Annotated in this window: 13 protein-coding genes; 5 read left to right on the forward strand and 8 right to left on the reverse strand. The window is 71.1% G+C overall.

Annotated features, from left to right (window positions below; translation table 11 throughout):
* Positions 1 to 85 precede the first annotated feature (85 nt).
* The 5 genes from Saso_RS36050 to Saso_RS36070 all read left to right on the forward strand — a co-directional run bounded on the left by Saso_RS36050 (position 86) and on the right by Saso_RS36070 (position 5,021).
* Positions 86 to 1,063 (forward strand): SPFH domain-containing protein, encoded by a 978-nt coding sequence (locus tag Saso_RS36050; RefSeq protein ID WP_372442535.1) that lies wholly within the window; start codon positions 86 to 88, stop codon positions 1,061 to 1,063.
* On the forward strand, positions 1,060 to 1,317 hold the full coding sequence (locus Saso_RS36055) for a type II toxin-antitoxin system antitoxin (protein WP_189920183.1): 258 nt from the start codon (positions 1,060 to 1,062) through the stop codon (positions 1,315 to 1,317). Before Saso_RS36050 ends, Saso_RS36055 begins: the two co-directional genes overlap by 4 nt.
* Positions 1,318 to 1,438: 121 nt before the next feature.
* On the forward strand, positions 1,439 to 1,963 hold the full coding sequence (locus tag Saso_RS36060) for a PadR family transcriptional regulator (RefSeq protein ID WP_189920185.1): 525 nt from the start codon (positions 1,439 to 1,441) through the stop codon (positions 1,961 to 1,963).
* Entirely contained in the window at positions 1,960 to 2,649 is a 690-nt protein-coding gene (locus Saso_RS36065) for an ABC transporter ATP-binding protein (RefSeq protein WP_189920187.1), read from the forward strand. The genes Saso_RS36060 and Saso_RS36065 overlap by 4 nt, the downstream gene beginning before the upstream one ends.
* Positions 2,646 to 5,021, forward strand: coding sequence for an ABC transporter permease (locus tag Saso_RS36070; RefSeq protein WP_189920189.1), 2,376 nt, complete (start codon positions 2,646 to 2,648; stop codon positions 5,019 to 5,021). Before Saso_RS36065 ends, Saso_RS36070 begins: the two co-directional genes overlap by 4 nt.
* A 76-nt stretch (positions 5,022 to 5,097) precedes the next feature.
* Here Saso_RS36070 and Saso_RS36075 read toward each other — a convergent pair whose 3' ends face one another.
* From Saso_RS36075 to Saso_RS36110, 8 genes are all read right to left on the reverse strand, one after another.
* Entirely contained in the window at positions 5,098 to 5,526 is a 429-nt protein-coding gene (locus tag Saso_RS36075) for a hypothetical protein (RefSeq protein ID WP_054242616.1), read from the reverse strand.
* A 4-nt stretch (positions 5,527 to 5,530) separates the two neighbouring features.
* Positions 5,531 to 5,962 (reverse strand): roadblock/LC7 domain-containing protein, encoded by a 432-nt coding sequence (locus Saso_RS36080; RefSeq protein WP_189920191.1) that lies wholly within the window; start codon positions 5,960 to 5,962, stop codon positions 5,531 to 5,533.
* 120 nt (positions 5,963 to 6,082) lie between these two features.
* Positions 6,083 to 6,973: a MarR family transcriptional regulator gene (locus tag Saso_RS36085; RefSeq protein ID WP_189920193.1), complete on the reverse strand. Its 891-nt coding sequence runs from the start codon at positions 6,971 to 6,973 to the stop codon at positions 6,083 to 6,085.
* Positions 6,974 to 7,162: 189 nt separating this feature from the next.
* Complete coding sequence (locus Saso_RS36090; RefSeq protein ID WP_189920195.1) at positions 7,163 to 8,587, reverse strand: AI-2E family transporter; 1,425 nt, start codon at positions 8,585 to 8,587, stop codon at positions 7,163 to 7,165.
* A 141-nt stretch (positions 8,588 to 8,728) separates the two neighbouring features.
* Positions 8,729 to 9,454 (reverse strand): aggregation-promoting factor C-terminal-like domain-containing protein, encoded by a 726-nt coding sequence (locus Saso_RS36095; RefSeq protein WP_189920196.1) that lies wholly within the window; start codon positions 9,452 to 9,454, stop codon positions 8,729 to 8,731.
* A 58-nt stretch (positions 9,455 to 9,512) separates the two neighbouring features.
* Positions 9,513 to 10,187 (reverse strand): aggregation-promoting factor C-terminal-like domain-containing protein, encoded by a 675-nt coding sequence (locus tag Saso_RS36100; protein WP_189920198.1) that lies wholly within the window; start codon positions 10,185 to 10,187, stop codon positions 9,513 to 9,515.
* A 421-nt stretch (positions 10,188 to 10,608) separates the two neighbouring features.
* On the reverse strand, positions 10,609 to 11,934 hold the full coding sequence (locus Saso_RS36105) for a PhoH family protein (RefSeq protein ID WP_189920200.1): 1,326 nt from the start codon (positions 11,932 to 11,934) through the stop codon (positions 10,609 to 10,611).
* Positions 11,935 to 12,270: 336 nt separating this feature from the next.
* Complete coding sequence (locus Saso_RS36110) at positions 12,271 to 13,044, reverse strand: isoprenyl transferase (protein ID WP_189920202.1); 774 nt, start codon at positions 13,042 to 13,044, stop codon at positions 12,271 to 12,273.
* Between the last annotated feature and the right edge of the window lie 11 nt (positions 13,045 to 13,055).

Here is a 13,055-nt window from a genome sequence, read left to right on the forward strand (position 1 = left end):
ACAGGGTTGCCGCGAGACGCTAAAGTGATATCACTTAGCTAGATGGCCGCTAGCGCGGCCGACCACGAAAGACGGGGGATCCCTCATGTCCGCACCCGACCACCCCTCGGCCACCGCCACGGAGACCGCAACCGCCACGGAGACCGCCGACGCCGTCGACGCGCCCGCCATGCCCGCTCCGCGCGTGCAGGAGTTCCCCGCGCGCAGCGTGGCCGGCGGGCTCGCGCTGCTGTTCGGCCTCGCCGGGCTGCTGGCGGGCGCGGGGATGATCGCCGGCGCCACCGCCGTGACCGCGACCGGGCCCAAGGCCGCGCTGATCACCCTCGGCATCCTGGTCGGGCTGGCCGCGTTCCTCGCCATGTGCGGGCTGAACACCGTCTCGCCCGGCGAGGCACGGGTGGTGCAGCTCTTCGGCCGCTACCGCGGCACCATCCGCGAGGACGGGCTGCGCTGGGTGAACCCCTTCACCTCCCGCGAGAAGATCTCCACCCGGGTCCGCAACCACGAGACGGCCGTCCTGAAGGTCAACGACGCCTACGGCAACCCGATCGAGCTCGCCGCGGTCGTGGTGTGGAACGTGCGCGACACCGCGCAGGCCAGCTTCGAGGTGGACGACTTCCTGGAGTTCGTCGCCACCCAGACCGAGGCCGCCGTGCGGCACATCGCCATCGAGTACCCCTACGACTCGCACGACGAGGACGGCCTGTCGCTGCGCGGCAACGCCGAGGAAATCACCGAGAAGCTCGCGATAGAGCTGCACGCGCGCGTGGAGGCGGCCGGCGTGCGGATCATCGAGTCCCGCTTCACGCATCTCGCGTACGCTCCCGAGATCGCCTCGGCGATGCTCCAGCGCCAGCAGGCGGGTGCCGTGGTCGCGGCCCGCAGGGAGATCGTGGACGGGGCCGTGGGCATGGTCGAGGCGGCGCTCCAGCGCATCGCCGAGCAGGGCATCGTGGAACTGGACGAGGAACGGAAGGCGGCGATGGTGTCCAACCTGATGGTGGTGCTGTGCGGGGACCGGGCGCCCCAGCCGGTACTGAACACCGGGACCCTCTACCAGTGAGCGATCCCGCCGGGGGCCCGTCCCCCCAGCGTCGGCCGCAGCAGCGCAAGCAGGTGCTGCTGCGGCTGGATCCGCTGGTGCACGACGCGCTGGCCCGCTGGGCCTCGGACGAACTGCGGTCGGCGAACGCGCAGATCGAGTTCCTGCTGCGCAAGGCACTGAAGGAGGCGGGACGCCTGCCGGGCGAGGCGGGCCCGCTGCCCCGCCGCGGCCGGCCCCCGGGCGGGACGGCCCCCGGACCACCGCAGACCTGACGGGCCGCGCCTGTAGCGAAACGGTGACAATCGATCCCCACCTGCGTAGGCGTACCCCCCGCTGCCGCCCGCGCACGCGGCGTATACACGCCGGGTATACACCGCATGTACAGTCCTCCTCATGTCCATCGGTCACACCCTTCTGGGACTCCTGGAGTCCGGGCCCCGTCACGGTTACGACCTCAAGCGGGCCTTCGACGAGAAGTTCGGTCACGACCGGCCGCTGCACTACGGCCAGGTCTACTCGACGATGTCGCGCCTGCTGAAGCACGGCCTCGTCGAGGTCGACGGCGTCGAGACCGGCGGCGGCCCCGAGCGCAAGCGGTACGCGATCACCGACGCCGGCATCACCGACGTCGAACAGTGGCTCGCCACGCCCGAGAAGCCCGAGCCGTACCTCCAGTCGACGCTGTACACGAAGGTCGTCCTCGCGCTCCTGACCCACCGCGACGCGGCCGACATCCTCGACACCCAGCGGTCCGAGCACCTGCGCAGCATGCGCATCCTCACCGACCGCAAGCGGGGCGGCGACTTCGCCGACCAGTTGATCTGTGACCACGCCCTGTTCCATCTCGAGGCCGACCTGCGCTGGCTGGAACTCGCGGCCGCGCGCCTCGACAGACTGAAGGACGCGGTGATCGCGTGAACGCCCCCGGGGGATCCCTGCTCGTCGCCGAGAACCTGCACAAGGCGTACGGGCCGACGGCGGCGCTGGCCGGCGCCGAGTTCTCCATCCATCCAGGTGAGGTGGTCGCCGTGATGGGCCCGTCCGGGTCCGGCAAGTCGACGCTGCTGCACTGCCTCGCCGGGATAGTGACGCCCGACTCGGGTTCGATCCGCTACGACGGGCGCGAACTCGCCACGATGAACGACGCGCAGCGCAGTCAGCTGCGGCGCTCCGAGTTCGGCTTCGTGTTCCAGTTCGGGCAGCTCGTGCCGGAACTGACCTGTGTGGAGAACGTGGCCCTGCCGCTGCGGCTGAACGGCACCCCGCGCAAGCAGGCCGAGCGCACCGCCCTGGGCTGGATGGAGCGGCTGGAGGTCGACGACCTCGGCAGGAAGCGGCCCGGCGAGGTGTCCGGCGGGCAGGGGCAGCGGGTGGCCGTCGCGCGCTCCCTCGTCACCGGCCCGCGCGTGGTCTTCGCCGACGAGCCGACGGGCGCGCTGGACTCGCTCAACGGCGAACGCGTGATGGAGCTGCTCACCGAGGCGGCCCGGTCGGCCAACACCGCCGTCGTCCTCGTCACGCACGAGGCACGGGTGGCCGCCTACTCCGACCGCGAGATCGTCGTCCGGGACGGCAAGTCGCGCGACATGGAGCGCGCGATATGAGCGAGCCCGGGGGGCGGCTCCCGCACGGGGGAAACCGGAAGTGGGGGCTCGCCAGGGATCTGGGCCTGGGGGTCCGGTTCGCCTTCAGCGGCGGCCGGGAGGGCTGGATCCGGGCCGTGCTGACGGCCGTGGGCGTCGGACTCGGCGTGGCGGTGCTGCTGCTGACGACGGCGGTGCCGAACGTGCTCGCGGCCCGCCACGACCGCGAACAGGCGCGACTGGACTGGGCGTTCGGCGAATCACAGCCCGCCAGGGCCGACGACACCCTGCTGATCGCGCAGGCCGACACGGAGTTCCGGGACAAGGACGTCCGCGGGCGGCTGGTGGAGCCGGAGGGGGCGGGCGCCCCGCTGCCGCCCGGCGTGAGCCGGTTCCCGGCCGCGGGCGACATGGTGGTCTCGCCCGCGCTGAAGGAGCTGCTCGACGCCGACGGATCGCAGCTGCTGCGGCAGCGGGTGCCGTACCGGATCGTCGGGACCATCGGGCGGACCGGGCTGGTCGGCTCCCAGGAGCTCGCCTACTACGCGGGCGCGACCGGGCTCGGCTCGCACGTCGACGGCGGCGGAGCGACCCGGCTCAGGACGTTCGGGAACCCGAACCCGACCCCCGAGCGGACCGACCCCGTGCTGGTCCTGCTGGTCCTCGTCGTCATCGTCGTCCTGCTGATGCCGGTGGCCGTGTTCATCGCCGCCGCCGTGCGGTTCGGCGGCGAGCGGCGCGACCGCAGGCTCGCGGCGCTGCGGCTGATCGGCTCCGACGGCCGGATGACCCGGCGCATCGCGGCGGGCGAGGCCATGGCCGGCTCGCTGCTGGGACTCGTCCTCGGCTCGGTGTTCTTCGTGATCGGCCGCGAGGCGGCGGGCACGGTCGAGGTGATGGGCATGAGCGTGTGGCCCGGCGACCTCAACCCCTCCCCCCTGCTGGCCGCCCTGGTCACGCTGGCGGTGCCGACGGCCGCCGTCCTGGTCACCCTCTTCGCGCTGCGCGGTGTGGTGATCGAACCCCTCGGCGTGGTGCGCGCGGCCAAGCCCGCGCGGCGGCGGCTGTGGTGGCGGCTGCTGATGCCGGTGGCCGGCCTGGCGCTGCTCTTCCCGATGATCGGACAGGGCCGCGAGAACGGGGACTTCAACGAGTACCTGGTGACCGGTGGCGTCCTGCTGCTGCTGGTGGGCATCACCGCGCTGCTGCCCTGGCTCGTGGAGACGGTCGTCGCCCGCCTCGGCCGGGGCGGTGTCGCCTGGCAGCTGGCCGTACGGCGACTCCAGCTGAGCAGCGGCACGGCGGCCCGGATGGTCAACGGCATCGCGGTGGCGGTGGCCGGGGCGATCGCGCTCCAGATGCTCTTCGCGGGCGTGGACGGCGACTACAGCAAGCCCACCGGGCAGGACGTCACCCGCGCGCAGATGCAGGTCCGGGTGCCGGACGGCGTCCCGCTGGACGACACCGCCCGCAAGTTCGCCGGCACCGAGGCCGTCCGCAAGGTGACGGCCCTGTGGGAGGGCTATCTCGGCGACTCCTCCTGGAACGGCGAGAACGGTCCGGACACCATCACCGAGCTGACCGTGGGCGACTGCCCGGCCCTGCGCGAGGTGGCGGACCTGCCCTCGTGCAAGGACGGCGACATGTTCGTCCTCGACGGCGACGAGTACTCGGCCGACGGCCCGAAGCTGAACAGGCCCGGCAAGAAGCTGTACCTCGAGAACGCCTCCTCCGAGGACACCCGGGACACCGTGTGGACCGTCCCCGCGGGCATCGTGCCGGCCAAGTCGGTCAAGGGCCTGGTCGACTACGAGCGCGGCGGCTTCCTGATGACGAGGGGCGCGCTGCCCGCGCAGGCCGCGAAGTCGGTCCGGGGCGAGGTCTACCTCTCGATCGACGAATCCGTTCCCGACGCCTACGAGTACGCCCGCAACACCGCGTTCGCGCTGGACCCGCTGGCCAGCCCGATGGACTGGGCGTCCACCCGGCAGGACACCAAGTTCACCTCCATCCGCAACGGGCTGTTCGTCGGCTCCGCCTGTGTGCTGCTGCTGATCGGGGCGAGCCTGCTGGTCTCCCAGCTGGAGCAGTTGCGCGAGCGCAAGAAGCTGCTGTCGTCCCTGGTCGCCTTCGGCACCCGGCGGCGCACGCTGGGCCTGTCGGTGCTGTGGCAGACGGCGATCCCGATCGCGCTGGGCCTGCTGCTCGCCACGACGGTCGGTCTGACGCTCGGCATCGTCCTGCTGAAGATGACCGACACCCCGGTGAGCGTGGACTGGGCGAGCGTGCTGGGCATGGCGGGCTGCGGCGCGGCGGTCGTCGTCCTGGTGACGGCGCTGAGCCTGCCGCCGCTGATGCGGCTGCTGCGGCCGGACGGGCTGCGCACGGAGTAGCGCGTGCCCGGCCCCCGGGGCCGGGCACCCGACGGACGAACGGTCCCTTCCCGCGCGGGAAGGGACCGTTCGCTTTTCACAGCTGGTACTCCCGCACCACCCTTCGCACCTGCGCGAACAGCATCCCGACGTTGACGGACTTGCGGCAGACGACCACCGCGACCACGTCCTGCTGCTCCGTCATCCGCACGAACAGGTGGGTGAGGTTCTCGCTGTTGACGAGGATCTCCTGGAAGAAGTGGTTGTCGCTCTGGACCCCGCGCCGCTCCTTGAAGACGTCCTCGATCATCACGACCGTGCGGCCCTGGAACAGGTCGAGCGTCGCGCCCGCCAGCAGGTCCAGGACCTCGGGCGGATGGTTGTCGACGGTCTCGTAGGACAGCAGCATGCCCGTGGACATGTCGACGACGCCGGAGGCGACGCAGTCGGGGGCATCCGTACGCAGTGACTTGACCAGGCCCATCACCTGATCGGAGAAACCGGGGGTCATACGCTTCGTCGCCATCCCTTCAGACTCCTTCGGCGGTCTTCACGGTCGTCTCGCTCCAGCCGATCCGGTCGGCCCGGTCGGTTCTGCCGGTGAGGATCAGGTCGATGCGGCGCAGGGCGGGCTGGCTCGCCGTGTGCAGGCGCTCCACGTCCATGCCCTCGTCGCCGAGCACGACCATCAGCGCGTTCTCGCCGACCGCGTAGAACGCGGCGCAGCCGTGGCTGCCGTAGGCCACCGTGCGGTGCAGTGCGCCGCGGGCGGTCGCCTCGGCGGTGCGGCGGGCGAGGCCGAGCCCGGCCGCGGCGAGGGCGGCGAGGCCCTCGGGGTCGATGGTGTCGGCGGTGTCGGCGGCTATGAGCAGTCCGTCCGCCGCCGCCAGCGCGGTGTCGGTGATACCCGCCACCTGCTCGCGCAGGCCGCGCATCTCCCGCGCGAGGGCTGAGTGGTCCATAAAGGCGACTCCCCTGTTTCCGATGGCATGTGACCGTCTGTTTCCTGTGGGGTTTCCGCGGACTTCTCCGCGGGTTCTCGTGGGGCTGCCGACGCCGGTTCTCGCGGGGGCGTTCCCGCGCTATTTCGTCGTCGGATTCCGCAGGCGGAAGAACTCCTTCCAGCCGGTGCCGTTGCGTTCCGGGGTGAGCGCCTCGTTGATCCCGCTCGCGCCGGGAAGGCGGCGGGGCAGGGCCGTGGCCTCCGGCACCGGCTGCTGCGGCGGCGGGGGCGGGGCCGGCTCACGGGGGCGGACGCCGTGTCCGTCGGGGGGCAGCCGGACGGGGATCGGCCGGGGCTCGTCCCCGCACTCCAGCAGCCCCTCGCCCAGCATCCGGGCCACTTCGACGGTGACGGTGTAGACCCCGCGGCCCGTACGGAAGGCGAGGTCGCGGGAGGTACGGCGGCCGTCGGCGTGGGCGAGGATCTCTCGTTGCAGCACGCCGAGCCGGGACGCCGCGTAGGACAGGGAGGCCGGTACGGGCCGCTCCCGGTCCGGGCGCACCGGGTACGGCAGCTCCAGCAGGGCGCGGAGCTTGCGCGAGGCCGCCTGGAGCAGCCGGGTGGGCGGTTCGCCCACGGCGACCGGGGCGGGGGCCGGACCGGCCGCCGGACCGCGTTCGCAGCCGTCGACGCTGCCCGCGACGACCGCGAACGCGGCGTCCTGGAGGGCCATCGCGCAGACCACCCGGAGCTGGGCGGCCCCCGCGTAGCCGTGGGAGATCAGCCCCGCCGCAGGCCAGCGCACGCCGCCCGACTCGCGAACCAGCCCGGCCCACTCCTCGCCGCCGATCCGGCCGGAGCGCAGCAGCAGCGCCTCGGGGGCGGGGGCGCCCGGTGACTCGACCGCGACGACCAGTCCGCCGTTCAGGTGGAAGACGCCGCCGGGCGAACCGAGGACGCGCACTTCCCCGGTGAAGCCGTCGCGGCCGCACGCGGCGAGGTCGCGTGCCAGCAGCTCGTAGCCCGACATCACTCCCCTTGGGCCTCTCGCACATACGCCTGACGCGTAGCGCTGAGGAGGGAAGGTGTATCAGCCGGGGCGCGCGGTCCCGGGAGGGATTTCCGACCTGCCCCGAGCTGACGGAAGTTGTTCCTCCGTCGGACTCAATTCGCTTTGTTCAGTGCTGATTTGACCGATCGGAAGGCGTCGGTCGTTCCCTCAGCGAGGCGTGTCCCCGGGCTCCCCCGGGCCCGGCGGCGAGGACGCGGGCGGGTTCTCGGGAGCGGGCGCCGAAAGGGTCTTCGCTCCGGGGGCGGGAGCGCCCGCGGTCGCCGCGACCGGCGCCACGTCCATCGCGGTCGCGCCCCTCGGGCGGGGCGCGTGGCGCAGTGCCTGTTCGCGGGAGTAGCTGTGCAGGTAACCGACCACGGTGTTCGACACGGCCACCAGGGGCACCGCCACGACCGCGCCGCCGATGCCCGCCACCATGCCGCCCGCGGCGACCGTGAGCACCACCGCGAGCGGGTGGACGCGCACCGCGCGGCCGAGGATGAACGGCTGGAGGATGTGGCCCTCGATCTGCTGCACGGCGAGCACGACCGCGAGGGTCATCACGGCGGTGAACACGCCCTGGGTGACGAGCGCGACCACGACCGCCAGGGCGCCGGAGGCGACCGCGCCGACGAGCGGGATGAAGGAGAACAGGAAGATGAAGACGGCGAGCGGGACGGCCATCGGCACATCGAGGAAGTAGATGCCGAGCCCGATGAAGATCGCGTCGATCAGCGCGACGATCACCGTGCCGCGCACGTACGCGGTCAGCGTCGCCCAGGCCCGCGGACCCGCTCCGGCCACGCCCGGCCGGGCGGCGGCCGGGACGAGCTTGAGCGTCCACTGCCAGATCCGCTTGCCGTCGTAGAGCAGGAAGATGGTGGAGAAGAACGCCAGGAGGATGCCGGTCAGCCCCTCGACCACGACGGTGACGCCCTCCAGGCCCGCCGAGGTGATCGAGTCCGTGTTGTTGCCGATGGCGTCGCGCAGGTTCTTGGCGATGCCGTTGATCTGCTTGTCGGTGACGTGGAAGGGACTGTTGAGCAGCCAGCGGCGCAGGTCGTCGATGCCGTCCTGGACCTGGTCGGAGAGGTTGTCGATGTTCGCCATGACCTGCCAGGTCACGAACCAGCCCATCAGGCCGATGACGACGAACCCGAGGATCGCCGTCAGCGCGGTGGCCGCTCCCCCGGGGACGCCGGCCCGCTTCAGCCGGGCCACGGTGGGCTCCAGGAGCGCGGTGAGCAGCAGGGCGACCACGAAAGCCATGACGACCAGCTGGACGGCGCTGATGACCTTCATCAGCACCCAGACGGTCCCGGCGAGCACCAGGAGCCGCCAGCCCGCCTCCGCGGCGACCCTGACCCCCCACGGCACGGCCTGCGCCGGGTCGGGGCGGGACACGAGGGGCGGGTCCTCCTCGTGTTCCGGCTCGACGGAGGACGGCACGGTGGCGTCCGGCGCAGCCGGTTCCGGCTCGGGCGCGCTCTCGCGCCCTTCGCGCTCGACCTCGGCACGCCGCTCGTCGAGCCGCTCACCCATCTCGCTCAGACCGGCACCGAGCCGGCCGAGCCACCCTGGAACTCGCGACATGATCGGACCTCTTCCCCCGTCTTCCCCCACCACTCCCCCTGGAGTCGTCGGTCCCGGCCGTACCGACCGTACAGGGCGAAAGCCCCTCCCCCAATGACGGGGAGGGGCTGCGCGGGGTTGAGCGGTTCCGGCGGCTCCGGCTCAGTAGGAGCCGTTGGCCAGCCAGAAGTCCCAGGCGTCGCAGGGGCTGCCGTACCGCTCGTTCATGTAGTTCAGGCCCCACTTGATCTGGGTGGCCGGGTTGGTCCGCCAGTCGGCGCCCGCGGACGACATCTTCGAGCCGGGGTAGGCCTGGACGAGGCCGTAGGCGCCCGACGAGGGGTTGACCGCCTGGTAGTTCCAGGTGGACTCGTGGTCCACGATGTTGCTGAAGCACTGGAACTGGCCGCTGGGCACCATCTGGCGGGCGATGGCCTGCACCTCGGACACGCTGTAGGACGCCTGCTGCGGGAAGCTGCCCGCCGAGGCCGTCGGGGTGTCCGCGGTGGCGGACTTGGTCTCGGCGGCCGCCTTGTCCTTGGCCTCCTGCTCGGCCTTCGCCTTCGCCTCCGCCTTGGCTACGGCGGCCTTCTGCTTGGACACCGCGTCCTTGGCGGCCTGCTTACGGGCGGACTCCTCGGCCGACTTCCTGGCGGTGGTGTCCGCGGCGATGGCCTGGACGTCCGCCTGGTGCGTCAGCGAGGCCGTCTGCACCCGGGCCTGCTGCCCTGCCGGTAAGTCGGCGAGGAGGGTCGACTCGCCGGCCGTCGCCTCGGCGTCGTCGTTGGGCTGGGCGACGCTGCCCTGGGCGACTCCCATGACAGCGCCCACGGTGGTGACCGCGGTGGCAGAGGCCACGGCGAATCCCCGGGCCGATATCCGGCTCACGCGGACTCCTTCTGTTGTGCCGTCGGGTGGGAAGCGGAACGACCAGGGCCGCGCGGGCTCAGTACCAGTGGTTGGCCTGCCAGAACGACCAGGCCTCACACGGGCTGCCGTACCGGCTGTCCATGTAGTTCAGGCCCCACTTGATCTGGGTGGCCGGGTTGGTCTGCCAGTCGGAGCCGGCCGACGCGTACTTGCCGGCGGGCAGGGCCTGGAAGAGTCCGTAGGCGCCGGAGGAGGCGTTCACGGCGTGGTAGTTCCAGCTGGACTCGTGGTCCACGATGTTGCTGAAGCACTGGAACTGGCCGCTGGGCACCATCTGCGCCGCCATCGCCTGGATCTGCGCGACGGAGTAGGAGCTCTGGATCGGGAAGTCGCCCGCGCTGCGGCTGGCCTTGGCCTTCGCCTCCGCGCGGTCCTTGGCAGCCTGCTCGGCGGCCTCCTTCTTCGCGATCGCCGACTTGGCGGCGGCCTTGCGGGCCGCTGCCTCGGCGTCCTTCTTCGCGCCCTCGTCCGCGGCGATGGCCTGTACGTTGGCCTGCTGCGCGAGGGACGCCGTCTGCACCTGGGCCTGCTGGCCGGCAGGGATGTCGGCGAGGAGCGTCGCGTCGCTTGCCGTCGCTTCTGCGTCGTTGGGCTGCGCGACACTGCCCGAGGCAACGCCGACGACGCTTCCGACAGCGGTGACCGCCGTGGCCGAGGCCACTGCGAATCCCCGGACCGAGATCCGGCTCACACGGTTTTCCTTCCAGCGTCGCCCGCTTCGGTGACCCTGGCGGACGCAATCGTGCCCTTGACGCTGGTCTCCGAACTGCGGGGTCACAGGAGACACGGGCCCGGTGGGCAACTCCCGTGAAGGAGGCGCCACATGAAGCACGGGCGGCATACGACGGTCGGTATGGAGTTGAGGGTGATGCTCAAGCGGTGCCGGACTGCTGGGGGCACAGATGTGTCGCATGCGGGGCCTGACAGGACTGAGACTTTGCCGTAACCCGACTGTGCAAGGCAATTCCGAGTTGCGTGTGAAAGCTCACACCTCACATGACCCTGGGGATTTCGCGAAATCCTCACACACGAAGGCGCCGCCCGGCTAGGCTCACTGCCTTTGCCGGACGGCGCCAACTACCGCCTGAGCTCACTCAATCGGTGCGGTTCAATCAGATCTGTCCATCCTCCAGCATTTCGGTCACAAGCGCCGCGATCTGGGACCTCTCGGACCGGTTCAGGGTGACGTGCGCGAAGAGCGGATGCCCCTTCAGTTTCTCGACGACGGCGACCACACCGTCGTAACGGCCCACCCGGAGATTGTCCCTCTGCGCGACATCGTGGGTCAGAACCACCCGGGAATTCGCACCGATCCTGGACAGAACGGTGAGAAGTACATTCCGCTCCAGGGACTGCGCCTCGTCGACGATCACGAAGGCGTCGTGCAGGGAACGACCCCGGATGTGGGTCAGGGGCAGGACCTCCAGCATCCCGCGCGCGGTGACCTCCTCGATGACCTCGCGGCTGGTGACCGCGGACAGCGTGTCGAAGACGGCCTGGGCCCAGGGGCCCATCTTGTCGGCCTCGGAACCGGGCAGATAGCCCAGTTCCTGGCCGCCCACCGCGTACAGCGGCCGGAAGACCATCACCTTCTGGTGCTGGCGGCGCTCCAGGACCGCCTCCAGACCGGCGCAGAGCGCGAGCGCCGACTTGCCGGTGCCGGCCCGGCCGCCCATCGACAGGATCCCGACGTCCGGGTCGAGCAGCAGGTCGAGCGCGATGCGCTGCTCGGCGCTGCGGCCCTTGATGCCGAAGGCCTCCCGGTCGCCGCGCACCAGACGGACGCTGCCGTCCGCGGTGACCCGGCCCAGCGCCTTGCCCCGCTCCGACTGGATGGTCAGACCGGTGTGCACGGGAAGGTCGGCGACCTCGGGCGCGTGGATGCGCCCCTCCTCGAAGAGGATGTCCACCTGCTCGCCGGACAGGGTCAGTTCGGACATTCCGGTCCAGCCGGAGGAGCCCGTGATGGCGAGTTCGGCGCGGTACTCCTCGGCGAGGAGACCGACCGAGGACGCCTTGATCCTGAGCGGGAGGTCCTTCGACACGACCGTGACGTCGAACCCCTCGGCCTGAAGGTTGCGGGCGACCGCGAGGATGCGGGAGTCGTTGTCCCCCAGGCGGTAGCCCGAGGGCAGCACGCCGGGGTCCGAGTGGTTGAGCTCGACACGGACGGTGCCGCCGAGTTCCCCGATCGGGATGGGGGCGTCGAGGCGACCGAACTTCACCCGGTAGTCGTCCAGCAGGCGCAGGGCCTGCCGGGCGAAGTAGCCGAGCTCGGGATGGTGCCGCTTGGCCTCCAGCTCCGTGACCACGACGATGGGGAGCACGACCTCGTGCTCGTCGAAGCGGGTCAGGGCGTTCGGGTCGGCCAGCAGGACGCTGGTGTCGAGAACATAGGTGCGCCGGTCTGGCATACGGCGCTTTGTGCTGGTCACCACGGAAGGACGTACCCCCTCGGATGAGGTCGGGGAGCGACGGAGTGGAGCTGGACCGGTTCGCGGCCGCTTCGCACGGGCCGAGGACCGGCCCCCCGCTGCTTCTTCCGTGCCGTGACCGCACGGTCGGGCTGGTGCAAAGGGCCTCCCGGGCGGACGGCCCCGTGCCGTCCGCTGAGATCCGACACCCGTGGTTCGGATGTCGACCTGCTTGGCTTATGCCCTCGAAAACGCGCCGCCATGCCACGGCATATGACGGCGCGCCGGTGAACTCCGCGTTACTTCCGCCCCTCACGGGGTATACGGGACGCCCGCGAGGGGCGTCCGCGAGCCGGCGTCTCAGCCGCCGTAACGACGGTGGCGGGCCGCGTAGTCACGCAGGGCGCGCAGGAAGTCCACCTTGCGGAAGGCCGGCCAGAAGACCTCGCAGAAGTAGTACTCCGCATGGGCCGTCTGCCACAGCATGAAACCGGACAAGCGCTGCTCTCCGCTGGTGCGGATCACCAGGTCGGGGTCGGGCTGGGCGCCGGTGTAGAGGTGGCGGCCGATCAGGTCGACGCTCACGGAGTCGGCGAGGTCCTCCATGGAGGTGCCCCTGTCCGCCGCGTCCACGATCATCGAGCGGACCGCGTCGGCGATCTCCTGGCGGCCGCCGTAGCCGATGGCGACGTTGACCAGTATCCCGTCGACGTGCGAGGTGGACTCCTCGGCGACCTTCAGCGCGGTCTGCACGTGCGAGGGGAGGATGTCGGGGGTGCCGACGTGGTGCACCCGCCAGCGGCCGTCGGCGGCGAGGGTGCGCACGACGTTCTCGATGATGTTGAGGAGCGGGACGAGTTCGTCGTCGGGACGGTCGAGGTTGTCCGTCGACAGCAGCCAGAGGGTGACGACCTCGACGTCCGTCTCGGTGCACCAGCCGAGGAACTCCTCGATCTTCTCCGCGCCCGCGCGGTGGCCGTGCTCGGTGGTGGACCCCGAGGCCTTCGCCCAGCGTCGGTTGCCGTCCATGATGACGCCGATGTGCTTCGGCACCTGAGCGTGGTCCAGGTGACCTTCCACCCGGCGTGCGTACAGCCTGACCAGAAGGCCGCGCAGCTTGTCGCGCAGGTTCACGTGATTGTCAG

Source organism: Streptomyces asoensis, assembly GCF_016860545.1.
GTDB classification, from domain to species: domain Bacteria; phylum Actinomycetota; class Actinomycetes; order Streptomycetales; family Streptomycetaceae; genus Streptomyces; species Streptomyces asoensis.

Excerpts from the sequence above, each read along its gene's own strand:
- Saso_RS36085 (WP_189920193.1), bottom strand. The coding sequence starts at position 6,973 with ATGTCGGGCTACGAGCTGCTGGCACGCGACCTCGCCGCGTGCGGCCGC.
- Saso_RS36075 (WP_054242616.1), bottom strand. The coding sequence starts at position 5,526 with ATGGCGACGAAGCGTATGACCCCCGGTTTCTCCGATCAGGTGATGGGC.
- Saso_RS36070 (WP_189920189.1), top strand. The coding sequence starts at position 2,646 with ATGAGCGAGCCCGGGGGGCGGCTCCCGCACGGGGGAAACCGGAAGTGG.
- Saso_RS36050 (WP_372442535.1), top strand. The coding sequence starts at position 86 with ATGTCCGCACCCGACCACCCCTCGGCCACCGCCACGGAGACCGCAACC.
- Saso_RS36080 (WP_189920191.1), bottom strand. The coding sequence starts at position 5,962 with ATGGACCACTCAGCCCTCGCGCGGGAGATGCGCGGCCTGCGCGAGCAG.
- Saso_RS36060 (WP_189920185.1), top strand. The coding sequence starts at position 1,439 with ATGTCCATCGGTCACACCCTTCTGGGACTCCTGGAGTCCGGGCCCCGT.
- Saso_RS36090 (WP_189920195.1), bottom strand. The coding sequence starts at position 8,587 with ATGTCGCGAGTTCCAGGGTGGCTCGGCCGGCTCGGTGCCGGTCTGAGC.